The 25,741-nt window shown below is 62.4% G+C and carries 24 protein-coding genes; 17 read left to right on the top strand and 7 right to left on the bottom strand.

Annotation, left to right across the window (positions count from 1 at the left end; genetic code table 11):
* Positions 1-60: 60 nt before the first annotated feature.
* Positions 61-996 carry a lipid A biosynthesis lauroyl acyltransferase gene (locus ACL9RJ_RS28625; protein WP_177085275.1) on the bottom strand — a complete coding sequence of 312 codons (936 nt, stop codon included), beginning with the start codon at positions 994-996 and terminating at the stop codon, positions 61-63.
* A gap of 120 nt (positions 997-1,116) precedes the next feature.
* On the opposite strand from ACL9RJ_RS28625, the gene minC reads away from it, so the two are divergent.
* From minC to ACL9RJ_RS28590, 7 genes are all read left to right on the top strand, one after another.
* The gene (gene minC, locus ACL9RJ_RS28620) at positions 1,117-1,854 is read left to right on the top strand and encodes a septum site-determining protein MinC (protein WP_042936251.1); all 738 of its coding nucleotides are present in this window, start codon (positions 1,117-1,119) and stop codon (positions 1,852-1,854) included.
* A 203-nt stretch (positions 1,855-2,057) separates the two neighbouring features.
* Entirely contained in the window at positions 2,058-2,870 is an 813-nt protein-coding gene (gene minD, locus ACL9RJ_RS28615) for a septum site-determining protein MinD (protein WP_017127819.1), read from the top strand.
* Positions 2,871-2,873: 3 nt separating this feature from the next.
* Positions 2,874-3,128 carry a cell division topological specificity factor MinE gene (gene minE / locus ACL9RJ_RS28610; RefSeq protein WP_007898843.1) on the top strand — a complete coding sequence of 85 codons (255 nt, stop codon included), beginning with the start codon at positions 2,874-2,876 and terminating at the stop codon, positions 3,126-3,128.
* Positions 3,129-3,316: 188 nt separating this feature from the next.
* Positions 3,317-3,952, top strand: coding sequence for an RluA family pseudouridine synthase (locus ACL9RJ_RS28605; protein WP_017127818.1), 636 nt, complete (start codon positions 3,317-3,319; stop codon positions 3,950-3,952).
* Positions 3,953-4,133: 181 nt separating this feature from the next.
* Entirely contained in the window at positions 4,134-5,423 is a 1,290-nt protein-coding gene (locus tag ACL9RJ_RS28600) for a M18 family aminopeptidase (protein ID WP_017127817.1), read from the top strand.
* Between the two features lie 242 nt (positions 5,424-5,665).
* Entirely contained in the window at positions 5,666-5,848 is a 183-nt protein-coding gene (locus ACL9RJ_RS28595) for a hypothetical protein (protein ID WP_017127816.1), read from the top strand.
* A gap of 63 nt (positions 5,849-5,911) precedes the next feature.
* Positions 5,912-8,083 (top strand): mechanosensitive ion channel family protein, encoded by a 2,172-nt coding sequence (locus ACL9RJ_RS28590; protein WP_042936097.1) that lies wholly within the window; start codon positions 5,912-5,914, stop codon positions 8,081-8,083.
* A gap of 136 nt (positions 8,084-8,219) precedes the next feature.
* Here ACL9RJ_RS28590 and ACL9RJ_RS28585 read toward each other — a convergent pair whose 3' ends face one another.
* Entirely contained in the window at positions 8,220-8,933 is a 714-nt protein-coding gene (locus tag ACL9RJ_RS28585) for a UTRA domain-containing protein (RefSeq protein WP_017127814.1), read from the bottom strand.
* Between the two features lie 391 nt (positions 8,934-9,324).
* Here ACL9RJ_RS28585 and ACL9RJ_RS28580 point away from each other — a divergent pair, with 391 nt between their 5' ends.
* The 6 genes from ACL9RJ_RS28580 (at position 9,325) to ACL9RJ_RS28555 (ending at position 14,700) form a co-directional block, all read left to right on the top strand.
* Positions 9,325-10,392 (top strand): ABC transporter substrate-binding protein, encoded by a 1,068-nt coding sequence (locus ACL9RJ_RS28580; RefSeq protein ID WP_017127813.1) that lies wholly within the window; start codon positions 9,325-9,327, stop codon positions 10,390-10,392.
* A 168-nt stretch (positions 10,393-10,560) separates the two neighbouring features.
* Positions 10,561-11,367 (top strand): alkaline phosphatase family protein, encoded by an 807-nt coding sequence (locus tag ACL9RJ_RS28575; protein WP_212810667.1) that lies wholly within the window; start codon positions 10,561-10,563, stop codon positions 11,365-11,367.
* Positions 11,364-12,209: an ABC transporter permease gene (locus ACL9RJ_RS28570; protein WP_017127811.1), complete on the top strand. Its 846-nt coding sequence runs from the start codon at positions 11,364-11,366 to the stop codon at positions 12,207-12,209. Before ACL9RJ_RS28575 ends, ACL9RJ_RS28570 begins: the two co-directional genes overlap by 4 nt.
* On the top strand, positions 12,196-13,011 hold the full coding sequence (locus tag ACL9RJ_RS28565; RefSeq protein ID WP_177085280.1) for an ABC transporter permease: 816 nt from the start codon (positions 12,196-12,198) through the stop codon (positions 13,009-13,011). The genes ACL9RJ_RS28570 and ACL9RJ_RS28565 overlap by 14 nt, the downstream gene beginning before the upstream one ends.
* Entirely contained in the window at positions 13,008-13,997 is a 990-nt protein-coding gene (locus ACL9RJ_RS28560; protein WP_017127809.1) for an ABC transporter ATP-binding protein, read from the top strand. The genes ACL9RJ_RS28565 and ACL9RJ_RS28560 overlap by 4 nt, the downstream gene beginning before the upstream one ends.
* 49 nt (positions 13,998-14,046) lie before the next feature.
* Positions 14,047-14,700, top strand: coding sequence for an HAD family hydrolase (locus ACL9RJ_RS28555; protein ID WP_017127808.1), 654 nt, complete (start codon positions 14,047-14,049; stop codon positions 14,698-14,700).
* Between the two features lie 178 nt (positions 14,701-14,878).
* On the opposite strand, the gene ACL9RJ_RS28550 is transcribed toward ACL9RJ_RS28555, so the two are convergent.
* A complete protein-coding gene (locus ACL9RJ_RS28550) occupies positions 14,879-15,841 on the bottom strand; it encodes a zinc-binding dehydrogenase (RefSeq protein ID WP_177085282.1) in 963 nt (320 codons plus the stop codon).
* Between the two features lie 182 nt (positions 15,842-16,023).
* Here ACL9RJ_RS28550 and ACL9RJ_RS28545 point away from each other — a divergent pair, with 182 nt between their 5' ends.
* Together ACL9RJ_RS28545 and ACL9RJ_RS28540 are read left to right on the top strand one after the other, a co-directional pair.
* Positions 16,024-18,108, top strand: a complete 2,085-nt coding sequence (locus ACL9RJ_RS28545) for a carboxy terminal-processing peptidase (RefSeq protein ID WP_177064220.1) — start codon at positions 16,024-16,026, stop codon at positions 18,106-18,108.
* A gap of 134 nt (positions 18,109-18,242) precedes the next feature.
* Positions 18,243-20,075, top strand: coding sequence for a bifunctional diguanylate cyclase/phosphodiesterase (locus ACL9RJ_RS28540; RefSeq protein ID WP_422765875.1), 1,833 nt, complete (start codon positions 18,243-18,245; stop codon positions 20,073-20,075).
* Positions 20,076-20,093: 18 nt separating this feature from the next.
* Here the strand turns inward: ACL9RJ_RS28540 and ACL9RJ_RS28535 are convergent, their stop codons facing one another.
* The 4 genes from ACL9RJ_RS28535 to ACL9RJ_RS28520 all read right to left on the bottom strand — a co-directional run bounded on the left by ACL9RJ_RS28535 (position 20,094) and on the right by ACL9RJ_RS28520 (position 22,386).
* Positions 20,094-20,465, bottom strand: a complete 372-nt coding sequence (locus ACL9RJ_RS28535; RefSeq protein ID WP_040065236.1) for a hypothetical protein — start codon at positions 20,463-20,465, stop codon at positions 20,094-20,096.
* A complete protein-coding gene (locus ACL9RJ_RS28530) occupies positions 20,462-20,803 on the bottom strand; it encodes a helix-turn-helix domain-containing protein (protein WP_178990566.1) in 342 nt (113 codons plus the stop codon). The genes ACL9RJ_RS28535 and ACL9RJ_RS28530 overlap by 4 nt, the downstream gene beginning before the upstream one ends.
* Before the next feature lie 113 nt (positions 20,804-20,916).
* Positions 20,917-21,372, bottom strand: a complete 456-nt coding sequence (locus tag ACL9RJ_RS28525) for a YkvA family protein (RefSeq protein ID WP_017127803.1) — start codon at positions 21,370-21,372, stop codon at positions 20,917-20,919.
* 297 nt (positions 21,373-21,669) lie between these two features.
* The gene (locus ACL9RJ_RS28520; RefSeq protein ID WP_017127802.1) at positions 21,670-22,386 is read right to left on the bottom strand and encodes an FKBP-type peptidyl-prolyl cis-trans isomerase; all 717 of its coding nucleotides are present in this window, start codon (positions 22,384-22,386) and stop codon (positions 21,670-21,672) included.
* A gap of 268 nt (positions 22,387-22,654) precedes the next feature.
* Here ACL9RJ_RS28520 and ACL9RJ_RS28515 point away from each other — a divergent pair, with 268 nt between their 5' ends.
* Together ACL9RJ_RS28515 and ACL9RJ_RS28510 are read left to right on the top strand one after the other, a co-directional pair.
* A complete protein-coding gene (locus ACL9RJ_RS28515) occupies positions 22,655-24,463 on the top strand; it encodes a di-heme-cytochrome C peroxidase (protein WP_212810666.1) in 1,809 nt (602 codons plus the stop codon).
* Positions 24,464-24,500: 37 nt separating this feature from the next.
* Complete coding sequence (locus ACL9RJ_RS28510) at positions 24,501-25,637, top strand: catalase family protein (protein WP_422765874.1); 1,137 nt, start codon at positions 24,501-24,503, stop codon at positions 25,635-25,637.
* Positions 25,638-25,741: the final 104 nt, after the last annotated feature.

Raw genomic sequence — 25,741 nt, 5'->3', positions numbered from 1 at the left:
CGTCATCATGAGCTACCTGATACACCAGGGCCTTCCCTTGCAGCAAGGGCAGGCGACGGTTTAGCGGCGTTTTTTATCGTAGAGCCTGGGCTCTCCCGGCGGCCGGCTCTTGAAGCGGCGATGGGTCCACAGGTACTGCTCGGGGCATTCGCGCAACGACACTTCGACCCAGCGGTTGATGCGCAGGCAATCGGCCTCTTCGGAGTCGGCGGGGAAATCCGCCAGCGGCGGATGGATCACCAGCCGATAGCCGCTGCCATCGGCCAGGCGCTCCTGGGTAAATGGCACCACCAGCGCCTTGCCCAGGCGGGCAAACTTGCTGGTCGCGGTGACGGTCGCCGCCTGGATGCCGAACAGTGGTACGAAGATGCTCTGCTTGATGCCATAGTCCTGGTCGGGGGCGTACCAGATCGCCCGGCCGGAGCGCAGCAACTTGAGCATGCCGCGCACGTCGTCGCGCTCGACGGCCAGGGAGTCGAGGTTGTGCCGCTCACGCCCACGGCGCTGGATAAAATCGAACAGCGCGTTCTTGTGCTCGCGATACATGCCGTCGATGGTGTGTTGCTGGCCGAGCAGGGCCGCACCGATCTCCAGGGTGGTGAAATGCAGGGCCATGAGGATTACGCCCTTGCCCTCGAGCTGGGCCTGCTTCAGATGCTCGATTCCCTCGATATGGGCCAGGCGCGCCAGGCGCGGCTTGGCCCACCACCAGCTCATGGCCATTTCGAAGAAGGCGATACCGGTGGAGGCGAAGTTCTCCTTGAGCAGACGGCTGCGCTCGGCGGCGGACTTCTCCGGAAAACACAGCTCGAGGTTGCGCGCGGCGATCCGCCGGCGCTCACCGGCCACCCGATACATCAACGCCCCCAGCACACGGCCGATCCACAGCAGCGCGCCATAAGGCAACTGGACAATCAACCACAACAGCCCCAGCCCCAACCAGAGCAACCAGTAGCGCGGGTGAAAAAAAGCGGCTCGAAAACGCGGGCGATCCATTAATGATTCCGGACAAACACAGGGCCGCGCATTCTACAACGGTTCGACCCGGCTTGCGGGGCGCGGGCGTTCTCGTTATAAGTCTCGGCACTTTTAGTGACAAGCCGCGTTATGCCGACCATGAGCCAAACCGAACCGCTAGACCAGGATCCCGTGTTCCAGCTGAAGGGCAGCATGCTCGCCATCACGGTGCTGGAACTGTCGCAGAACAACCTCGATGTCCTCGACCGCCAACTGGCTGCCAAGGTTGCCCAGGCCCCCAACTTCTTCAGCAACACCCCGCTGGTCCTGGCGCTGGACAAGCTACCCGCCGACCAGGGCGCCATCGACCTGCCCGGCCTGATGCGCGTCTGCCGGCAACACGGCCTGCGGACCCTGGCGATCCGCGCCAACCGCATCGAAGACATTGCCGCCGCCATTGCCATCGACCTGCCCGTCCTGCCGCCGTCCGGTGCCCGCGAACGTCCGGTCGATCCGACGGAAGGCGAAGTGAAGAAAAAACCGGAAAAACCGCCGGAGCCGACCATCAAGCCGACGAAAATCATCACCACCCCGGTACGCGGCGGCCAGCAGGTCTACGCCCAGGGCGGCGACCTGGTGGTGGTGTCTTCCGTCAGCCCCGGCGCGGAACTTCTGGCCGATGGCAACATCCATGTTTACGGGCCGATGCGTGGTCGTGCCCTGGCCGGCGTCAAGGGCGACACCAAGGCGCGGATTTTCTGCCAGCAGTTGAGTGCCGAACTGATCTCGATTGCCGGCCAGTACAAGGTTTCCGAGGATTTGCGTCGCGATCCGCTATGGGGGTCGGGCGTTCAGATCAGCTTGTCCGGCGACGTGTTGAACATCATCCGTCTTTAACGGATACTTGCCGCCATTTCCAAAACGTCGCCTTCTCGTAGCGAAAACAGCTTCAACGACGTAAGAAAACACGAAATGTAAACATTTACCCCCGGTACTTTGAACATTTCGTCGTCTCCCAGTTGAAGCTGCACGACTACAGTTGTTTTTCAGTGACGTTCTTCAGGGACTGGAAAGTCCTTTTTCCTTAGGGGTGAAACACCTTGGCCAAGATTCTCGTGGTTACATCCGGCAAGGGTGGTGTGGGTAAGACCACCACCAGCGCCGCCATCGGTACCGGCCTCGCGCTGCGCGGCCACAAGACAGTGATCGTCGACTTCGACGTCGGCCTGCGTAACCTCGACCTCATCATGGGCTGCGAACGCCGCGTGGTGTATGACTTCGTCAACGTCGTCAACGGCGAAGCCAACCTGCAGCAAGCCCTGATCAAGGACAAGCGCCTGGAGAACCTGTACGTGCTGGCGGCCAGCCAGACCCGTGACAAGGACGCGCTGACCAAGGAAGGCGTGGAAAAAGTCCTGATGGAACTCAAGGAAACCTTCGAGTTCGTGGTCTGCGACTCCCCGGCCGGTATCGAGACCGGTGCCCACCTGGCGATGTACTTCGCCGACGAAGCGATTGTCGTGACCAACCCGGAAGTCTCTTCGGTACGTGACTCCGACCGCATGCTCGGCCTGCTGGCCAGCAAGTCGCGTCGTGCCGAGAAAGGCGAAGAGCCGATCAAGGAACACCTGCTGCTGACCCGCTACAACCCGGAGCGCGTGAGCAAGGGCGAAATGCTCGGCGTCGAAGACGTCAAGGAAATCCTGGCAGTGACCCTGCTGGGCGTGATCCCGGAATCCCAGGCGGTGCTCAAGGCCTCCAACCAGGGCGTACCGGTGATCCTCGACGACCAGAGCGATGCTGGCCAGGCCTACAGCGACGCGGTTGACCGTCTGCTGGGCAAGACCGTCGAGCATCGTTTCCTCGATGCACAGAAGAAGGGATTCTTCGAGCGCCTGTTTGGAGGCAACTAAGCAATGAACCTTTTTGACTTCTTTCGTGCCAGCAAAAAAGTAAGCACCGCGTCGGTCGCGAAAGAGCGTCTGCAGATCATCGTGGCGCACGAACGCGGCCAACGCAGTACCCCGGATTACCTGCCCGCCCTGCAAAAGGAGTTGGTGGAAGTGATCCGCAAGTACGTCAATATCGGGTCCGATGACGTGCACGTTGCCCTGGAAAACCAGGGCAGCTGCTCGATCCTGGAACTCAATATCACCCTGCCTGATCGTTGATCGATCCGGTCGGAGCCACGGCGGCTCGGTGATATTCACCCTTAACTGTCGTGGGAGCCGGCTTGCTGGCGATAGAATCAACTCGGTTTATCAGGTAAACCGCGTCGATGCGATCGCCAGCAAGCCGGCTCCTACGGTCGGGTGAATATCATCGGGCCGCCGTTGGCGTTTGTTACGAGACTGTTTTAATGCCGCTGTCCAATATCCGCATCATCCACCAGGACGCCGCCGTACTGGTGGTGGACAAACCGACCCTGCTGCTCTCCGTCCCGGGCCGGGCCGATGACAACAAGGACTGCCTGATCACCCGCCTGCAGGAAAACGGCTACCCCGAAGCCCGTATCGTGCACCGGCTGGACTGGGAAACCTCGGGCATCATCCTGCTGGCCCGCGATGCCGATAGCCACCGCGAACTGTCGCGGCAGTTCCATGACCGCGAAACCGAAAAGGCCTACACCGCGCTGTGCTGGGGCCAGCCGGAACTGGACAGCGGCAGCATCGACCTGCCTTTGCGCTACGACCCGCCGACCAAGCCCCGCCATGTGGTCGACCACGAGTTCGGCAAGCACGCGCTGACCTTCTGGAAAGTGCTGGAACGCCAGGGTGACTGGTGCCGTGTCGAGTTGACTCCGATCACCGGACGCTCGCACCAGTTGCGCGTGCACATGCTCTCCATCGGCCATCCGCTGCTCGGTGACGGCCTGTACGCCCATCCGCAGGCACTGGCGGCCTGGCCGCGGCTGTGCCTGCACGCGAGCATGCTGAGCTTCACCCACCCGCAGAGTGGCGAACGCCTGCGCTTCGAGTGCCCCGCCCCCTTCTGATATCGCGCCAACGCTACCAGGACAAACCGGCTTCGCTTTCGCCACTGCCAAGCTCCCCGCAGGAGCCGGCCTGCCGGCGATAGAGCCCGTGAGAACGGCACAAACCTCAAGGCCGCCATCGCCGGCAAGCCGGCTCCCACAAGATACGGTAAACTTCCGGCACTGCTGTCTGGAGCTACTTATGCGCGAAGAGTTGAACCAAGGCCTGATCGACTTCCTCAAGGCCTCCCCCACCCCCTTTCATGCCACTGCCAGCCTGGTCCAGCGCCTGGAAGCGGCGGGTTACCAGCGTCTCGACGAACGCGAGACCTGGAACACCGAAGCCAACGGTCGCTACTACGTCACCCGGAACGACTCCTCCATCGTCGCCATCAAGCTCGGCCGCGCTTCGCCACTGCTCGATGGCATTCGCATGGTCGGCGCCCACACCGACAGCCCGTGCCTGCGCGTCAAGCCGCAACCCGAACTGCAGCGCCAGGGCTTCTGGCAACTGGGCGTCGAAGTCTATGGCGGTGCCCTGCTCGCCCCCTGGTTCGACCGCGACCTGTCCCTGGCCGGCCGTGTCACCTTCCGCCGCGACGGCAAGGTCGAAAGCCAGTTGATCGACTTCAAGGCCCCCATCGCGACCATTCCCAACCTGGCGATTCACCTCAACCGTGAAGCCAACCAGGGCTGGGCGATCAATGCGCAGAACGAACTGCCGCCGATCCTCGCGCAGTTCGCCGGTGACGAGCGGGTGGATTTCCGCGCCGTGCTCACCGAGCAACTGGCCCGCGAACATGGCCTCAACGCCGATGTGGTGCTCGACTACGAGCTGAGTTTCTACGACACCCAGGCCGCCGCCGTGATCGGCCTCAACGGCGACTTCATCGCCGGCGCCCGCCTGGACAACCTGCTGTCCTGCTACGCCGGCCTGCAAGCATTGCTCACCGCCGACACCGAGGAAACCTGCGTCCTGGTCTGCAACGACCATGAGGAAGTCGGTTCCTGTTCCGCCTGCGGCGCCGACGGCCCGATGCTCGAACAGACCCTGCGCCGCCTGCTGCCCGAAGGCGACGAGTTCGTCCGGACGATCCAGAAATCCCTGCTGGTCTCGGCCGACAATGCCCATGGCGTACACCCGAACTACGCCGACAAGCACGACGCCAACCATGGCCCGAAACTCAACGCCGGCCCGGTGATCAAGGTCAACAGCAACCAGCGCTACGCCACCAACAGCGAAACCGCCGGCTTCTTCCGCCACCTGTGCATGGCCGAAGAAGTCCCGGTGCAGAGCTTCGTGGTCCGCAGCGACATGGGTTGCGGCTCGACCATCGGCCCGATCACCGCCAGCCACCTGGGCGTGCGCACGGTGGATATCGGCCTGCCGACCTTCGCCATGCACTCGATCCGCGAACTGGCGGGCAGCCATGACCTGGCGCACCTGGTCAAGGTCCTCAGCGCCTTCTTCGCCAGCCGCGAACTGCCGTAGTCCCTGACGCAACACCGCACCTGTGGAAGCGGGCTTGCCCGCGAAGCTTTTGTTGATCGTTCCCACGCCCTGCGTGGGAATGCAGCCCGTGACGCTCCACGTCACAAGAGCCTCCAGCGAGACATTCAAAAAGCCCGCCCCTACACAAACCCGATCAGGGTGTGCAATCACCGATACACATCAATACACATCCCGCCAAAGCGACCTAGACTCAAGGTATCCCCCTCGACAAGGCCGTCGCGATGATCAGCCCACTTGCGTTTCACTCGATGCTTATCCCGATCCTGGCAGGCATGTTGATGCTGGCCGTCGGCTTCAACTTCCGTGAGCGCAATGCCGGTCCCGTGCTGATCTGGCTGGGCATGCTGTGCATCCTCGGCACCGTGGTCTACAAGATCCTCGCCAAACTGGCTGAAGCTGAATAAATGCGCGACGCCTGAGGCTGGCGTACACTCGGTCGATCCGTATCCCGTATGGTTGACTGCCTAGTGTTCGCCCGTCTTTTCGCTCTGCCCGCCTGCCTGTTCATCTGCCTGCTGACGCTGATGCCGTTGGCCCCCGCCCAGGCGGTCGGCCTGCCCAGCCTGTTGAACAGCGCCGACAAAAACCAGCCGCAACCGACCGAGCCCCTGGCCCAGTCGCTGGACGAAGTGATCAAGAACCTGGAAAACGACCAGCAGCGCAGCAAGCTGCTGAGCGATCTGAAAAAGCTCCGGGACAGCACCAAGAAGGCCCAGCCGGTCACCGAGGAAGGCGTGCTCGGCCTGATCGGCAGCACCCTGTCCAACCTCGAGAAACAATTCACCGGCACTGACAGTCCGCTCAATCGCTGGTCACAGGAGTTCGACCTGGCCCAGGAGGAAATGCTCGCGCTGATGCTTCCGGCCAGCGAATGGCTGCCGATCATCTTCGCCTTCGCACTGATCCTGCTGCTGTGGAGCTTCCTCGCCTGGACCATGATCTGGCTCAGCCACCGGGTCCGCCTGCGCTTCGGCCTGACCGAGGAACTGCCCCAGCATCCGCGCACGGTCGACCTGCTGCGCTTTGCCCTGCGCAAGCTCGGTCCCTGGATGATCGCCCTGCTGATTACCGTGTACATGGGCTACGCCCTGCCCTCGTCCCTGGGCAAGGACCTGGCGATGGTGCTGGCCTATGCACTGGTGGTCGGCACCTGTTTCTCGGCGATCTGCGTGATCGCCTTCTCCGTGCTCGACGGACCGCACCGCCACCAGGCCCTGCACATCCTGCGGCACCGGGCTTTCCGGCCGCTGTGGCTGATCGGCAGTTTCGCCGCGTTCGGCGAGGCCCTCGGCGACCCGCGCCTGGTCGCCAGCCTCGGCAGCCACCTGGCGCACACCGCCGCGACTTTCGCCAATGTCATGGCGGCGCTGTCCACCGGACTGTTCATCCTGCGGTTCCGCCGGCCCATCGCCCACCTGATCCGCAACCAGCCGCTGTCCCGGCGCCTGACCCGGCGCGCCCTCAGCGATACCATCGAGATCCTCGGCACCTTCTGGTTCGTCCCCGCCCTCATCCTGGTGGCGATCTCGCTGTTCGCCACCTTCGTCTCCGCCGGCGATACCAGCACCGCCCTGCGCCAGTCGCTGATCTGCACCGTGCTGGTGGTGCTGTGCATGGTGATCAACGGCCTGGTCCGACGCCATGCCCTCAAGCCGCAACGCGGACACAAGCGCCACGCGCTGTATTCCGAGCGGTTGAAGAGTTTCTGCTACACCCTGGTGCACCTGTTTGTCTGGCTGGTCTTTATCGAACTGGGCCTGCGGGTCTGGGGCATGTCGCTGATCCGCTTTACCGAAGGCGAAGGCCACGAGGTCAGCGTCAGGCTGTTCAGCCTGGGTGGCACGCTGATTTTCGCCTGGCTGGTGTGGATTCTCAGCGACACCGCCGTGCATCACGCCCTGACCCGCTCGCGCAAGGGCCTGGCCAATGCCCGGGCGCAGACCATGATGCCGCTGATCCGCAACGTGCTGTTCGTGGCGATCTTCATCATCGCGTTGATCGTCGCCCTGGCGAACATGGGCATGAACGTCACGCCACTGCTGGCCGGTGCCGGCGTGATCGGCCTGGCGATCGGTTTTGGTGCGCAGTCACTGGTGGCGGACCTGATCACCGGGTTGTTCATCATCATCGAGGACTCCCTGGCCATCGACGACTACGTGGATGTCGGCGGCCACCTCGGCACCGTCGAAGGCCTGACCATCCGCACCGTGCGGCTGCGGGACATCGACGGCATCGTGCATACCATCCCGTTCAGCGAGATCAAGAGCATCAAGAACTACTCGCGGGAGTTCGGCTATGCGATCTTCCGGGTGGCAATCCCCTACAACATGCCGATTGACGATGCGATCAAGCTGATGCGCGATGTCGGCCAGAAGATGCGCACCGACCCGCTGCAGCGGCGCAATATCTGGTCGCCGCTGGAGATCCAGGGCGTCGAGAGCTTCGAGTCCGGCAGCGCGATCCTGCGCGCCCGGTTCAAGACCGCGCCGATCAAGCAGTGGGAAGTCTCACGGGCGTTCAACCTGTCGTTGAAACGCACCATGGACGAGGCCGGGCTGGACCTGGCGACCCCGCGCCTGAGCGTGCAGGTGGTCACCGCCGGCGGCGGCCCGGAAACGGAATCCACGCCAAAATCTTGAACACACCACTGAATTGCAGGAGCCGGCTTGCTGGCGATGCGATCTGATTGCCACATCGCTGCCGCCTGGAAAGCCGCTATCGCCAGCAAGCCGGCCCCCACAAAATCCGCGTCGCCTGCCAATCCAGGAGTGACCGCTAAACCACATCCACGCCGACATGAATCGCATCATGCCGCCAGAACTCCAGGTCACAGTCGATCAGCCGTTCATGCTGGTCGTAGTTGACCCGGGCAATCCGCAGGCCCGGACTGCCCACCGATACCCGCAACGCGGCGGCCGCCTCGACCTGCAATGAGGTCGGCACGATTTCGAAGCGCACCCGCCCGTAATGCAGGTCGTAGTGGCGGGCATACAGCTCGGTTATCGACTGGTTCAGGTCGAACTCCAGGATGCCCGGGAAGTACTGCGGGTTGAGGTAGTGCTCGACATACAGCACCAGCCGCTCATCGATCCGCCGCGCCCGGCAGATCTGGATCACGCTGGACAAGGCCGGCAACTGCAACCAGTCACACACCGCCGCCGAAGCCGGTTGCAGGCGCGCGCAAATCACCTGGGTGGACGGCACCCGCCCCTGGGCACTGACCATCGCGTGAAAGTGGCTACGCTGCATAAGGTTGTAGGCCAGCCGTGGCGGCGAGATGAACCAGCCGCGACGCTCCTCCCGATAGATCAGCCCCTGGGCCTCCAGTTGCAGCAAGGCCTCGCGCACGGTGATCCGGGTGGTGCTGAACAGCTCGCTGAGCTTGCGCTCGGCCGGCAGCTTGCTTCCCGGTGGCAACAGCCCGTGTTCGATCTGCTCATGGAGCGCCTGACCGATGGCTGTCACCGCTTTTGGTGCCTCTTCGCGCATCAACGTTACCTATCTGGACTAGTCCAGCACTGTTTGAGGGCAGAACCGCACAGGATCGCGGTCCCCAGTTGTAGCGCTCAGCCTAGGCAATGCATATGACTGATATGTGACAAAGCGACGAAACGGTGCACGTGGACGGCCGTTCCAGAACATCAATTCGCATAAATATCAGCTAGTTACAAATGGTCTACGCTTAATTCGACGGTCATGAGCACTACGGGCAAAAAACCTTGCAGGACTGATGCCGACATCAAAGTGTCATCCTGCTGGCTTAAATTGGCTCAGGTATTGCTGACCTAGACCAAACGATGCACTGCACCACGTTATAAAAACCGTCATAGAAACTGTTGATAAAAAATCTCTGCGTTGAAAACGCCCAAAGGAGCTTCGGATGAAACAGCTTTTCCTGGCATCACTGTTAGGCTCGACCATTGCCCTGTGCACCTCCGCCATGGCCGCTGACACCGATTTGCAAACACTTGAAAACGCCGCCAAGAAAGAAGGCGCCGTGAACAGCGTCGGCATGCCCGATGACTGGGCGAACTGGGCTGGCACCTGGAAAGACCTGAGCGACAAGTACGGCCTCAAGCACATCGACACCGACATGAGCTCGGCCCAGGAAATCGCCAAGTTCGATGCGGAGAAAGACAACGCCAGCGCCGATATCGGCGACGTCGGCGCGGCCTTCGGTCCGATCGCGGTGAAAAAGGGCGTCGCCCAGCCGTACAAGCCAAGCACCTGGGCCCAGGTCCCGGATTGGGCCAAGGACAAGGACGGCAACTGGGCACTGGCCTACACAGGTACCATCGCCTTCATCGTCAACAAGAAGCTGCTGCACGGTTCCGAAGCACCGAAAAGCTGGGCTGACCTCAAGACCGGCAAGTACAAGGTTTCCATCGGTGACGTGAGCACCGCCGCCCAGGCCGCCAACGGCGTACTGGCCGCTGCCCTGGCCAACGGTGGCGACGAGAAGAACCTGCAACCGGCCCTGCTGATGTTTGCCGATATCGCCAAGCAGGGTCGCCTGTCGCTCGCCAACCCGACCATCGCCACCATGGAAAAAGGCGAAGTCGAAGTCGGCGTGGTCTGGGACTTCAACGGCCTGAGCTACAAGGCCAAGATGGCCAACCCGGATGACTACGTCGTGCTGATCCCATCGGACGGTTCGGTGATTTCCGGCTACACCACCATCATCAACAAGTACGCCAAGCACCCGAACGCCGCCAAGCTGACCCGCGAATACATCTTCAGCGATGCGGGCCAGATCAACCTGGCGCGCGGCAATGCCCGTCCGATCCGTGCCGAGCACCTGACCCTGCCGGCAGACGTGAAAGCCAAGCTGCTGCCTAACGAGCAGTACAAGAAAGTCACGCCGATCAAAGACGCCGATGCCTGGGAGAAGACTTCCAAGGCGCTGCCGCAGAAGTGGAACGAAGAAGTCATCATCAACATGCAATAACCCGACAGCCTTGGCCCGGGGCTCGTCCCCGGGTCAACGCGATCATTGCAGGAGCCGGCTTGCCGGCGATAAGGACCGAGAGAACAATATTAGTCTCAAGGCCCTCGTCGCCGGCAGGCCGGCTCCCACATCAGATTCTGTTCGTTCCCCAACATGGAGGCCCGGCTTATGCAGCACAACGTCATCCTGGTCGTGCTCGATGGCCTGAACTACGAGGTCGCCCGGCATGCCATGGGCCATCTCCAGGCTTACGCAGGCGCAGGACGCGCGGCGCTGTACAAACTGGAATGCGAGTTGCCCTCGCTCTCAAGACCGCTCTACGAATGCATTCTCACCGGTGTGGCCCCGATCCGGAGCGGCATCGTGCACAACCACGTCTCGCGCCTGTCCAACCAGCGCAGCGTGTTCCATTACGCCCGCGACGCCGGTCTGAGCACCGCCGCGGCGGCCTATCACTGGGTCAGCGAACTGTACAACCGCTCGCCCTTCGTCGCGGCCCGTGACCGTCATACCCGCGATGAAAGCCTGCCGATCCAGCACGGGCATTTCTATTGGGTCGATCACTACCCCGACTCCCATCTGTTCGCCGATGCCGAAAGCCTGCGCCTGCAACACGCGCCGAACTTCCTGCTGGTGCACCCGATGAATATCGACGACGCCGGCCACAAGCATGGCCTCGATACCGCGCAATACCGCAACAGCGCGCGTGCAGCCGACATTATCCTGGCCGACTACCTGCAAGGCTGGCTCGACGCCGGCTACCAGGTACTGGTGACCGCCGACCACGGCATGAACAACGACCGCTCGCACAACGGCCTGCTGGCCGAGGAACGGGAAGTGCCGCTGTTCGTCCTCGGCGATGCCTTCAGTTTCGATCCCGACGCCACGCCCCAACAGACGCAACTGTGCGGCACGATCTGCGAGCTGCTGGGCGTCCCCCATGACAAACCTGTATGCCGGGAGCTGCTGAAGTGAATTCACTCACCCGTGGCAAATGGCTCGCCGTGCTCTGCCTGGTGCCCTTTGCCCTGTTCTTCATCGTGTTCGAGATCGCGCCGCTGGTGTGGGTGCTGATCAACAGCCTGCAATCGGAAGACGATGGCTGGGGCCTGGCCAACTTCAGCAAGATCTTCAGTTCGAAGTTCTACCTGCAGGCGATCCAGTACAGCCTGGAGATCAGCTTCTGGTCGAGCGTGTTCGGCATGATCATCGCGGTGCTCGGTGCCTACTCGCTACGCCGGGTCGACTCGCGCCTGCGGGATTTCGTCAATGCCTTCGCCAACATGACCAGCAACTTCGCCGGCGTGCCCCTGGCCTTCGCGTTCATCATCCTGCTGGGCTTCAACGGCACCATCACCATCATGCTGAAGCAGGCGGGGATCATCCAGGACTTCAACCTGTACTCGAAGACCGGCCTGATCATCCTCTACACCTACTTCCAGATTCCCCTGGGCGTGCTGCTGCTCTACCCGGCCTTCGACGCCCTGCGCGAAGACTGGCGCGAGTCCGCCGCGCTGCTCGGTGCCGAAGGCTGGCAGTTCTGGCGCCATATCGGCCTGCCGGTGCTGACCCCGGCGCTGCTGGGGACCTTCGTGATCCTGCTGGCCAACGCCCTCGGCGCCTACGCCACGGTCTATGCCCTGACCACCGGCAACTTCAACGTGTTGCCGATCCGTATCGCCGCCATGGTCTCCGGCGACATCAGCCTCGACCCGAACATGGCCAGTGCCCTGGCCGTAGTGCTGGTGGGCCTGATGACCTTCGTGACCGTGATCCACCAGTGGCTGTTGAAGAGGAGCTACCATGTCGCGCGCTGAACCCGGCTCCGCCGCCCTGTACCACCGCCTGGTGGTCTACCTGTTGTTCCTGATCCTGTTGCTGCCCCTGGCCGGCACCCTGGTCTATTCGATTGCCAGCAGTTGGTCGGCGACCGTCCTGCCCAGCGGTTTCACCTTCAAGTGGTACCTGCAACTGTGGAGCGACCCACGCTTCCTCAATGCCTTCGGCCAGTCGCTGATCGTCTGCGTCGGCTCGCTGGTGTTGTCGGTGGTGCTGATCCTGCCGCTGCTGTTCGTGGTGCACTACCACTTCCCGCGGCTCGACGCGCTGATGAACATCCTGATCCTGCTGCCCTTCGCGGTGCCGCCGGTGGTGTCCTCGGTGGGACTGTTGCAACTGTACGGCTCCGGGCCGTTCGCCATGGTCGGTACGCCGTGGATCCTGATCGGCTGCTACTTCACCGTGGCCTTGCCTTTCATGTACCGGGCCATCACCAACAACCTGCAGGCGATCAACCTGCGCGACCTGATGGACGCCGCCCACCTGCTCGGCGCCAGCACCTGGCAGGCGGCGTTCCTGGTGGTCCTGCCCAACCTGCGCAAGGGCCTGATGGTCGCGTTGCTGCTGTCGTTCTCCTTCCTGTTCGGCGAGTTCGTGTTCGCCAACATCCTGGTGGGCACCCGCTATGAAACCCTGCAGGTGTACCTGAACAACATGCGCAACAGCAGCGGTCACTTCACCAGCGCCCTGGTGATCTCCTACTTCCTCTTTGTTTTGGTACTCACCTGGGTCGCCAATCGCCTGAGCTCTTCACCAAAAGAGAAGGACAAAAGCCAATGAGCTTCATCAGTGTCCAGAGCCTGAAAAAAACCTACGCCGGCACCACGGTGTTCAGCGACATCAACTGCGAAATCGCCAAGGGCGAGTTCGTCACCCTGCTCGGCCCGTCCGGTTGCGGCAAGTCCACGCTGCTGCGCTGCATCGCCGGCCTGACCCCGGTGGACAGCGGCAAGATCCTCCTCGACGGCCAGGACATCGTGCCCCTCAGCCCGCAGAAGCGTGCGATCGGCATGGTGTTCCAGAGCTACGCGCTGTTCCCCAACATGACCGTGGAACAGAACGTAGCCTTCGGCCTGAAAATGCAGAAGGTCAATGCCGACGACAGCCACAAGCGCGTGATGGAAGCCCTCAAGCTGGTGGAACTGCACGACTTCGCCGCGCGCTACCCGCACCAGCTGTCCGGCGGCCAATGCCAGCGCGTGGCCCTGGCCCGTTCGCTGGTCACCCGCCCGCGCCTGCTGCTGCTCGACGAGCCGCTGTCGGCCCTCGATGCGCGGATTCGCAAGCACTTGCGCGAACAGATCCGGGCAATCCAGCGCGAGCTGGGCCTGACCACCATCTTCGTCACCCATGATCAGGAAGAAGCCCTGACCATGAGTGACCGGATCTTCCTGATGAACCAGGGCAAGATCGTCCAGAGCGGCGACGCCGAATCGCTCTACACCGCCCCGGTGGATGTGTTTGCCGCCGGTTTTATCGGCAACTACAACCTGCTCGAGGCCGACGCCGCCAGCCGCCTGCTGCAGCGTCCGATCAACGGTCGTATCGCCATCCGCCCGGAAGCCATCGAACTGAGTACCGACGGCGAGCTGGATGCGCTGATCCGCAGCCACAGCCTGCTGGGCAACGTCATCCGCTATCGGGTCGAGGCGCGGGGCGTGGAACTGGTGGTGGATGTGCTCAACCGTTCGGCCGCCGATCTGCACCCCGATGGTCGACGCCTGGCGTTGTCCATCGATCCGACGGCCCTGTGTGAGGTAGCCTGATGTCTTTGACGCGTTTGAAGAGTGTTCCCTTGACGAGAGAATCCCGCTGATGGCCCTGGCAATTTTTGATCTGGATGAAACCCTGATCCACGGTGACTGCGCGACGCTCTGGAGCGAGCAGATGGGTCGCCTGGGCTGGGTCGATCCGGAGTCGTTCATGCGCCGCAACAACGAACTGATGGCCGCCTACAGCAAGGGCGAGCTGGCCATGGAAGACTTCATGCTGTTCAGCCTGGAGCCCATGGCCGGACGCACCCCGGAAGAGGTCGAGCACCTGGTCGAACCCTGGGTCGAGGATGTGATCGAGCCGCTGATCTACAGCGATGCCTGCAAGGCGATTGCCGCCCATCGGGCGGCGGGTGACCGGATCCTGGTGATTTCCGCCTCCGGCACCCACCTGGTGAAACCGATTGCCGAACGCCTGGGCATCGACGAAGTGCTGGGCATCGAGCTGGAGGTCATGCACGGCGTCTACAGCGGGCATACCGTCGGCACCCTGACCTACCGCGAAGGCAAGATCACCCGTCTGCTGGAATGGCTGGATGCCGAAGAGGAAAACCTCGAGGACGCGAGCTTCTATTCCGACTCACGCAACGACTTGCCGTTGCTGCTGAAGGTCGACCATCCCCATGCGGTCAACCCGGACCCGGTGCTGCGCGAGCAGGCGGAAAAGGCCGGGTGGCCTGTCCATCACTGGAAATAGCCGGCCCTTATCGAAGCCGGCTTCTGTGAAAGCCGGCCTCTGTAGGAACTGGCATCTGTAGGAACCGGCTTCCGTGGGAGCGGGCTTCTGTGGGAGCGGGCTTGCCCGCGAAGAGGCCCGTGAGACCGCCAAAGACCTCACAGGCAAGCCCACTGCCACACAGGCGCCGCCCCTGCATTCACACCAGCGTTTCGTCGATCACCAGCACCAGCTTGCCCGCCACCTGGTTGCCGGCCAGCTCGGTGAACGCCACTTCGGCATCGCGGATCGGGAACACCTTGGCCAACTGCGGACTGAGGCGTTTCTCGGCGAACAGCGGCCAGACGTGCTGATGCAGGTCACTGAGCAGATCCGCCTTGAATTGCGCGTCGCGACTGCGCAAGGTCGACCCCAGCAACTGGATGCGCTTGGCCAGGATCTTCGCCAGGTCCAGCCGGGTTTCCCGCCCGCCCATCAGGCCGATCAGCAGCCACCGCCCGTCAGCTGACAAAAGTTTCACGTTCAGCTCGGCGTAGTTCGCCCCCACCGGATCGAGGATCACATCAAAGGGCGCGAAGTCGCTCAACCCTTCGATATCGTCGCTGCGGATCGCCCCGCCCTGGGCGCCCAGCGCCTCGCAATAGGCCAGCCGATCCGCCGAACCGACGCTTACCCAGCAGGGATTGCCGAACGCCTTGCACAGCTGGATGGCGGCCGAACCAACGCCACTGGCACCGGCATGCAACAGCACTTTTTCACCCGGCTTGAGTCCGGCCAACTGGAACAGATTCAGCCACGCCGTGGCGTAGACCTCAGGCAACGCGGCCGCCTCGACCAGGCTCAGGCCCTCCGGCACCGGCAGCACATGACGCCCGTCGACCACCACTTCCTCGGCCATGCCGCCGCCGGCCAGCAGCGCACAGACACGGTCGCCGACCTGCCAGGCAGATCCCGGGCCCACTTCACTGATCACCCCGGAGCACTCCAGGCCCAGCACCTCGCTGGCCCCCGGCGGTGGCGGATAGAGCCCGGCCTTCTGCAACAGATCGGCGCGATTGAGTCCCGCAGCCGCCACGCGAATCCGTACCTGTCCGACATCACAGGCCGGACTTGGCTCCTCAACCCACTCCACTTGACCTTCAACGCCTTGCAATGCTTTCACAGTGCCTCCATAGTGAGTCTGGACTGAGCCCGGAGCTGTAGCACCGGGCTTTTTGCATTATGCGACCGGTCCGAGGGTCGTACGAAAACCTGCCAATGCAGTTTTGGTACGCAGTCCCGCGGAACCGGCGACTTTAAAGACGGCCTAATATGCGTGATCAATTGTCCCCGCGTCGACTCAGCATGAAGCATTTGTTCCCCAGCACCGCTCTTGCCCTTTTCATTGGCCTTGGCGTTTCCACGTTCTCGGCCAATACGTTCGCAGCCAATAGCTGGGACAACCTTCAGCCCGACCGTGACGAGGTGATTGCCAGCCTGAACGTCGTCGAGTTGCTCAAGCGTCATCACTACAGCAAGCCGCCGCTCGACGACGCGCGCTCGGTGATCATCTACGACAGTTACCTCAAGTTGCTCGATCCGTCGCGCAGCTACTTCCTCGCCAGCGACATCAGCGAATTCGACAAATGGAAAACCCAGTTTGACGACTTCCTCAAGAGCGGCGACCTGAATGCCGGCTTCACCATCTACAAGCGCTACCTGGACCGGGTCAAGGCCCGCCTGGACTTCGCCCTCGCCGAGTTGAACAAGGGCGTGGACAAAATGGACTTCACCACCAAGGAGACCTTGCTGATCGATCGCAAGGACGCTCCATGGCTCAAGAGCACCGCCGAGCTCGACGACCTGTGGCGCAAGCGCGTCAAGGACGAAGTGCTGCGCCTGAAGATCGCCGGCAAGGATCCCAAGGCGATCCAGGAACTGCTGGTCAAGCGCTACAAGAACCAGCTGGCGCGCCTGGACCAGACCCGGGCCGAAGATATCTTCCAGGCCTACATCAATACCTTTGCGATGTCCTACGACCCGCACACCAACTATCTGTCACCGGATAGCGCGGAAAACTTCGACATCAACATGAGCCTGTCCCTCGAGGGGATCGGCGCCGTGCTGCAAAGCGACAACGACCAGGTCAAGGTCGTGCGCCTGGTGCCGTCGGGCCCGGCGGACAAGACCAAACAGGTCGCCCCGGCCGACAAGATCATCGGTGTCGCCCAGGGCGACAAGGAAATGGTCGACGTGGTCGGCTGGCGCCTGGACGAAGTGGTCAAGCTGATCCGTGGTCCGAAAGGCTCCGTGGTCCGCCTGGAAGTGATTCCGGCGAGCAACGCGCCGAACGACCAGACCAGCAAGATCGTCTCCATCACCCGTGAATCGGTGAAACTGGAGGATCAGGCCGCGAACAAGTCGATCCTGCACCTCAAGCAGGATGGCAAGGACTACAAGCTCGGCGTCATCGACATCCCGGCGTTCTACCTGGACTTCAAGGCCTTCCGTGCCGGCGATCCGGACTACAAGAGCACCACCCGCGACGTCAAGAAGCTGCTGGGCGAATTGCAGAAGGAAGGCGTCGACGGCGTGGTCATCGACCTGCGCAACAACGGCGGCGGTTCCCTGCAGGAAGCCACCGAGCTGACCAGCCTGTTTATCGACAAGGGCCCGACCGTACTGGTGCGTAACGCCGACGGCAAGGTCGATGTGCTCGAGGACGAAAACCCCGGCGCCTTCTACAAGGGCCCGATGGCGTTGCTGGTCAACCGCCTGTCCGCCTCGGCCTCGGAGATTTTCGCCGGCGCCATGCAGGACTATCACCGGGCGCTGATCATCGGTGGCCAGACCTTCGGCAAAGGCACCGTGCAGACCATCCAGCCGCTGAACCATGGTGAACTGAAGCTGACCCTGGCCAAGTTCTACCGGGTTTCCGGGCAGAGCACCCAGCACCAGGGCGTGCTGCCCGACGTGGATTTCCCGTCGATCATCGACACCAAGGAAATCGGCGAGAGCGCACTGCCGGAAGCCATGCCATGGGACACCATTCGCCCGTCGATCAAGCCGGCGGTGGATCCGTTCAAGCCGTTCCTGGCGCAGCTCAAGTCTGACCACGATGCCCGCGCGTCGAAGGATGCCGAGTTCATCTTCATTCGCGACAAGCTGGCCCTGGCCGAGAAGCTGATGAAGGAAAAGACCGTGAGCCTGAACGAGGCCGACCGTCGCGCCCAGCGCGCCGATATCGATGCCAAGCAACTGGCCATGGAAAACGCCCGCCGCAAGGCCAAGGGCGAAGACGCTCTCAAGGAACTGAAGAAAGAGGACGAAGACGCCCTGCCGCCTGATCCAGACAAGAAAACCAAGCCGGAAGACGACGCCTACCTGAGCGAAACCGGGCGGATCCTCCTGGATTACCTGCGCCTGAATACCGCGGTGGCCAAGCACTGACAGATAATGGCAATTTAATGTGATCGCTCTTCGGAGCGTCATCAAACAGTCATCATTCTGTCGTGAAATAAGGACTGGATGCGGCTCTTGGATCAAGAGTCTCTTCCGGTCCTTTTTTATTATCAGAGACTGCCATGACCATGACCGAACAGCTGAAGGCCTTGAGTTCAATCCTGGCTCAGAGTGGTCTGCACAGTCTGTTCCAGCCGATCATTTCGCTCTCCGAGAGGCGTATCGTCGGTTATGAAGCCCTCAGTCGCGGGCCCTCCAACAGCCCCCTGCACTCGCCGATCAGCCTGTTCGCCGTGGCCCGCCAGGCCGGACGCCTGAGCGAACTGGAAATGGCCTGCCGGCTGAGCGCCTGCCGCCGCTTCAGCGAGCAAAAACTGCCGGGCAAGCTGTTCCTCAACGTTTCCCCAGAATCCCTGCTGGAGCCGACCCACCAACCGGGCCGGACCCTTACGCTGCTTCAGGACTTCGGCATCGACCCCAGCAACGTGGTCATCGAACTCACCGAACAAACCCCTACCGACGACTTCCAGTTGCTGCAGAACGCGCTGCACCACTACCGCGCCATGGGCTTCTCGATCGCCCTGGATGACCTGGGCGCCGGTTATTCCAGCCTGCGCCTGTGGTCGGAGCTGCGCCCGGACTACGTGAAGATCGACCGGCACTTTATCGACGGCATCCACCAGGACGGCCTCAAGCGCGAATTCGTCGGCTCCATCCTGCAGATCGCCAAGGCCTCGCGGGCCCAGGTGATCGCCGAAGGCATCGAATTGCCGGAAGAACTGGCAGTGCTCACCGAGATGGGGGTCGACCTGGTCCAGGGCTACCTGCTCTGCCGGCCCCAGGAACAGCCACCGCAGGACGCCCGCAGCCTGCTGCCGAAACTGGAAAACACCTCGATTGCACTGAGCGAGGAAGCCAGTGACCTCAGCGCACTGCTGATCGAACAGCCGGCAGTGACCCAGGGCACCCCCACGGCAACCGTGCTGGAAGCTTTCCGCCGCCAGGCCAACCTCAACTCCCTGGCGGTGCTGGACGAGCAGGAACGGCCCTGTGGCATCGTCCACCGGCACTCGCTGTCGGATGCCCTGCTCAAGCCATTCGCCACCGACCTGTTCGCCCGCAAGCCCATCAGCCGGCTGATGAGCGATGACTTCCTCGCGGTGGAGCTGAGCCAGTCGCTGCAGCAGGTCAGCCGGCTGCTGACCAGCCGCGCCCGGCAACGCATAGAGGAAGACTTCATCATCACCCTCAATGGCTGCTATCTGGGCCTGGGACGGGTGATCGACGTGCTCAAACTGATCACCGAACTGAAGATCCAGCAGGCCCGCTACGCCAACCCGCTGACCCTGCTGCCCGGCAACGTGCCGATCCAGCAGTGCCTGACGCGCCTGTTGCAGCAACAGCGCGAGTCGCTGATCTGCTACGTGGATATCGACAGTTTCAAGCCCTTCAACGATATCTACGGCTACGGCCGGGGCGACGAGGTGTTGCTGTGCCTGGCGCAATGCCTGAACGATCGTGTCGATCCGAGCCGGGATTTCGTCGGCCATATCGGCGGCGACGACTTCCTGCTGGTGCTGGGCTCGGAGGACTGGCGCAAGCGCCTGAATCAGTTGCTGGAAGACTTCCAGCACCAGTGCCGGCGTTTCTACCGCGCCGAGCACCTGGAGGCGGGCTGCTTCATCGCCTCGAACCGCCAGGGCCAGCGCCAGGAGTTTCCGCTGCTGTCGCTGTCCATCGGGGTGGTGCACCTGCAACCGCAGTCATGCGGCCTGCTGGATGCCAGCCAGTTGGCGGAACTCGCCTCCCAGGCCAAGCACCACGCCAAGAACGTCCCTGGCTACAGCATCCATGTGATCGATAGCCGGGAACTGGTCACCGCGGCATCGCAGAGCAGCCTGCCGAGCGATGAGCCACCCGCCGACAGCGCCACGCCGGCCTGGGCCCGCCCCTAGCGGCCGGCGTGGCCCGCCTCAGGCCTCCGCGGACTCGGGATAATCGTACTCGAACACCCGCACCACTTCCGAAGCATGCCAGGACGCCGCCGCCACGCCATCGGACGGGCCGGAGAAACGCCCCAGGCGCTCGACACACTCGAAGAAGCCGGTACGCGGCAGGCGACTGGCGCCCTGGCTGATCACCAGTGAACTGCGCAGCGGCTGTTCGGCCTTGGCATCGAGGGCCGCCAGATGCTCCAGGGCCGCCGTCAGGGTCTGCATCGCCGGGCTCGGCAACTGCAGGCGCTCGAGCAGCGCGCGATAGGTCAGCAAGTGGCGCTGGCGGCGGGCCTGATCGAGTTCACCGAGCAAACCATCCCAATGCTGGCGACTGATCCGCACGCTCACGATGCGTCCCTCCAGCCGGCCACACCCAGTTCCCAGGCGAGGCTGCGGCGAATCGCGGCATCCGGCTGGCGCTCACCGCTTTCGATCAGGCCCAGGTACGACGGGCTGATGCCGACGGTCCGGGCCAGGCTTTCAATGGCCAGCCCCTTGGCTTCGCGCAGGCTGCGCAACTGATCGAACGCCGGCAATGCCGGGTCCGTCGCGACAGGCGTATCGGAGGGTTTGGGAGAGGGTTGTTGGCTGCGCAAACCGGCAGCTTCAAGCAAGGCCTGGTACTGAGCCCAGGGGAGAACCGCATACTCCGGTTCGCCGTCACGTGTAATTATTTGAAGATCCATTACCACACCCCGTAGGACGATTACACATAGCGAGTCAGCGCTTTCCCTGTAGCTTAATATTAACAGCCGCCAAGGTCGCTAGTGTGCTTGTTCTTCGTACAACAGGATTTGGATCAATTTTTTTCGTCGTGCTCGAGCTGCAACTGCTCCGGCGTGTCCGGCAGGCGCTCGACGACCTGCAATTGCGCGGGTACCTGACGCTCGCGCCAGGCCCTGAAGGCATTCAATTCCTGGTCCAGGGTATTCATCACCCAGGCCAGCACCGCGATATCGTCGAGCATGCCGAATACCGGGATGAAGTCCGGAATCGCGTCGATCGGGCTGAGGAAATACATCAGGCCCGCCACCACGATGATCATCGACTTGTAGCTGATCTCCCGGTACTCGCCCCGCCAGTACGCCAGGCACAGCACCTGCAGCAGTTTCAGGTCTTCCTTGAGCTTGCCCAACCGTCCACCTTGCCGGGCACTCTTGCTCGCCACCGCGAACAACAGCGTCGGCAAACGACCACGAACCAGCAAGCGTTGGGCCAATGGCAGGAAGCGCGCGAAATTCCAGGGTGCTTTCATCATCACTCCAGCAGGCAGACGCACAAGGTTATCCACACAAATTGTGGATAACCTTGTGAACAGAGCCATTTTTTACAGCTGAGAGCCCCGTCATACAAGGCCCCGGCTCAGATCGGGCGTTTTTTACTCACTAAAAAAAACCCATAATTTCATTGACTTGACGCCAGTCTACGACTAGGTCGATTAGCTCAATGTTAAGACTACGCTGACCAGTCTGCGTTCGATTTCTTACAGCTTATCAAGACGCAGAAACGACAACGCCCCGTCAGACGGGGCGTTGTCACAAGCACGACCAGATTACTTGGCGGCTTCGTCAGCCTTGGCCGGATCCTTGATCGCCAACAGCTCCAGATCGAACACCAGCACCGAGTTGGCCGGGATTGCCGGGCTCGGGCTCTGTGCGCCGTAAGCCAGGTCTGCCGGGATGTACAGCTTGTACTTCTCGCCAACGTGCATCAGTTGCAGGCCTTCGACCCAACCCGGAATCACGCCGCTCACCGGCAGGTCGATCGGGCTGCCGCGATCCACGGAGCTGTCGAAGGTGGTGCCGTTGGTCAGCTTGCCGGTGTAGTGAACAGTCACTACGTCGGTAGGCTTGGGCTGAGGACCGTCGGCTTTCTTGACGACTTCATACTGCAGGCCGGAAGCGGTGGTCACGACACCAGGCTTCTTGCCGTTTTCCTCGAGGAATTTCTTGCCGGCGGCTGCCGATTCTTCGCTCAGCTTGGCCATGCGCTCTTCGGCACGTTTCTGCAGGGCGGCAAAGGCTTCGACCAGTTCGTCGTCTTTCAGCTTCTGCTCTTTCTTGCCGATGGCATCTTCGATGCCCTGGGCAACAGCCTTGGAATCCAGATCATCCATGCCTTCCTGAGCCAGGCTCTTGCCCATGTTCAGGCCGATACCATAGGAAGCTTTTTGCGCCGGGGTTTTCAGCTCTACGCTGGAATGCGAGTCGCAGCCCGCAAGTACCAGGCTTACCAGGGCAACCGCCGCCGCCAACCGATGCTGTTTCATGCTATTTCCTTGTTCATGCGCCTAAAGGGCAATCGAGTAAAGCCGCGAGCTTATCAGGCGGCCACGACCAATGGCTACGGGGATGAGAGGGGTAAAGCGCCAATAAGTTCAGTCATTTCGGGCATTTTACAAAGCCCTGACGTTCAGTTTACGTACCGGTCCGACACCATCCCCCGACAGGGGGCCAGCATAGACGGCCATCACGGCCACTTGCTGCCTGACAACGGCTCAGGCATAAGAGCATGACAACTCGACAAGGATCGTTATCTTGCGCATATTTTACCGTGTGTTACTGGCTCTGATACTCCTGCTTGGTCTAGGCCTCGCGGTGATTCTGTACTACATCGCCAATCCGAAATTGCCGACATACGTGCCGGCGGAACAGGTCCGCTACCTGGAGCAGTGGAGCCCCGCCGACCGCCAGACCTTCTACTACACCCCCCAGGGCACCCAGGTGAAAGGCCTGCGGTATGAATGGTTCACCGCCCTGGAACTGCCTTTCTCCGAGCAACGCTTCGCGGCCCCGGAATACCTGGCGCGTTTCGGTTTCCTGGTGGACCCCGGGCAACAGGCCTCGCCGGACAATCCCGGCAACCTGCCAGTAGGCTTCACCCGTCACCAGAACCCCGGCAGCGACGCCCGCTACCTGGATATCACCTGCGCCGCCTGCCATACCGGCGAACTGCGCTATAAAGGACAGGCCCTACGGATCGACGGCGGCTCGGCCCAGCATGTGCTGCCCTCGAGCGTGCCGACGGTACGCGGTGGCAGCTTTGGCCAGGCGCTGGTCGCCAGCCTCGCCGCCACCTATTACAACCCCTGGAAGTTCAAGCGTTTCGCCCGGCAGGTCCTCGGTGACGAATACGAAGCCCGCCACGACGAGCTGCGCGCCGCCGTCAAACAGTCCCTGGACACCTTCCTCCACGTCGCCTGGAACGATACCCATCGCGGCCTGTATCCGACCCTGGAAGGCCCCGGCCGCACGGATGCCTTCGGCCGGATCGCCAACGCCAGCTTCGGCGATGCCATCTCCGAGAAGAACTACCGGGTCGCCAATGCCCCCGTGGACTACCCGCAACTGTGGGATATCTGGACCTTCGACTGGGTCCAGTGGACCGCATCGGCCCAGCAACCCATGGCGCGCAATATCGGCGAGGCCCTGGGCGTCGGCGCCACCCTGAACTTCTTCGATGACAACGGCCAGCCGCTGCAGGGCGACGCTCGCTACCCCTCCAGCGTGCGGGTGCGCGACCTGCACAAGATCGAGGAAACCCTGCAACGCCTGAAGCCGCCGACCTGGCCCGAGGACCTGTTCGGCAAGGTCGACCTGGCCCGTGCCGCCCAGGGTCGCGCGCTGTTCGCCGAGAACTGCGCCGGCTGCCACGTGCCGGCGACCAACGAGGAAAACGGCCGGCCGGTGCAGCACCTGAAAGCGATTCCGCTCGCGGCGATCGGTACCGATCCCAACACCGCCAGCAATATCGCCGACCAGCGCTACGACCTCAGCGCCTTGCAGTGGGACCCGGCGGAGCTGGCAAGACTGCCGGTGGAACTGCACCCCAAGCCGGACCAGCCGCTGGACATGACGCAACTGTCGGTCGCCAAGGGCCTGGCCTATGTCACCGCCTTCGTCGAAGAACGCGCCTACCGCGACGCCAAGGTCACCCCCGCCGAGCGCGCGCAACTGGACGGTTTCGGCCTGCCCATCGGCGTCCTCGAACAGCGCGCCTACAAGGCACGCCCCCTGGCCGGGGTCTGGGCCACGCCGCCTTATCTGCACAACGGCTCGGTACCCAGCCTGTATCAGCTGCTGTCCCCCCAGGACGAGCGCGCCACCACCTTCTACAGAGGCACCTTCGAATACGATCCGCGCCACCTGGGCTATCGCCAGAAAGCCTTCGAGAACGGCTTCCTGTTCGATACCCGGATCAGTGGCAACCACAACAGCGGCCACGAATTCCGTGCCGGCAAGCGTGGCAACGGGGTCATCGGCCGCCTGCTGCAACCGGAAGAGCGCTGGGCCCTGCTCGAATACCTGAAAGTGTTGGGCGGACCGCTGGAGCAGCAACTGCCATGAGCCTGCAATCCCACGATCACGTCAAAAGGATGACCCCATGTTGAAGCGACTCTGGCTGCGCCTCGGCGCCTTTCTCGGCAAGAGCCTGCTGGTCCTGATCGGCCTCGGCCTGCTCGGCTGGGGGTTGTCGACCGGCTGGTATGCCTGGCGCCACAGCGGGCCGGTCTCGGCGGAGGAACAGGTGCCGCCCGGTGAGTCGGCCATGACCCAGGACATCATCCAGACCGCCGTGCGCATCGTCGACCAGCACCGCGAGGGCACGCGCTTTCTGCGTGACGCCCATGCCAAGGCCCACGGCTGCGTGAAGGCCGAAGTCCGGGTACTCGATGGCCTGGGCGGCGATCTGCGCCAGGGTGTGTTCGCCGAGCCGGGCAAGACCTGGCAGGCCTTGATCCGCCTGTCCAATGGCAACGCCTACCCGCAGTTCGACAGTATCCGCGATGCCCGCGGCATGGCGATCAAGCTGATGGATGTCCCCGGCAAGCAGTTGCTGGCGGGGCAGCAGGGTCGTCACGAGCAGGATTTCGTGATGTTCAGCCACCCGAACTTTTTCGTCAGCGACGTTGCCGAGTACCAGCAGAACATCGGGGCCCAGGCCGATGGCAAGAAGGTCCTGGCGTTTTTCCCGAGCTGGAACCCCACCGGCTGGCAGATCCGCCATCTGTTCATTGCCCTGGCAACCCTGGCGCCGGCACCGAAAAGCCCGACCCGGACGACCTACTTCTCCGTATCGCCGTACAAGTTCGGCAGCGCCAACGCCAAGTTCCGGGTAGCGCCCGATCCACAGAGCTGCCCGGAATACGAATTGCCGAAGCAGAACGAGGACCTGCCGAACTTCCTGCGCAGCGCCCTGGTCCAGCAGTTATCCACAGACCGCGTGCCGGCCTGCTTCGTCCTGCAGATCCAGCGCCAGAACGCCAACAAGTACATGCCGATCGAAGACACCAGCATCGAATGGAAGGAAAGTGACGCGCCATACGAGACCGTGGCGAGCGTGCGCATCCCGGCTCAGGACTTCGATACGCTGGAACAGAACATCGCCTGTGACAACCAGTCGTTCAACCCCTGGCACGGCCTGGAGGCCCATCGACCGATTGGCGGGATCAACCGCTTGCGCAAGGCGGTATACGACGCGGTCAGCGATTACCGGCATAGCCGCAACGCCGAGCAATAGCGCCGTCCTTTATCCTTGTGGCGCCTGCGCGGGCGCCATCGCCGGCAAGCCGGCTCCCACAATAGCCCGTGCTGAACACTGGATTGGCGTGCGACAAAAATCTT

Origin of the sequence: Pseudomonas sp. Mn2068, assembly GCF_049319725.1 — a bacterium.
In the GTDB taxonomy this organism is placed as follows: Bacteria; Pseudomonadota; Gammaproteobacteria; order Pseudomonadales; family Pseudomonadaceae; genus Aquipseudomonas; species Aquipseudomonas gingeri.
This window is presented reverse-complemented; position numbering and strand designations above follow the sequence as displayed.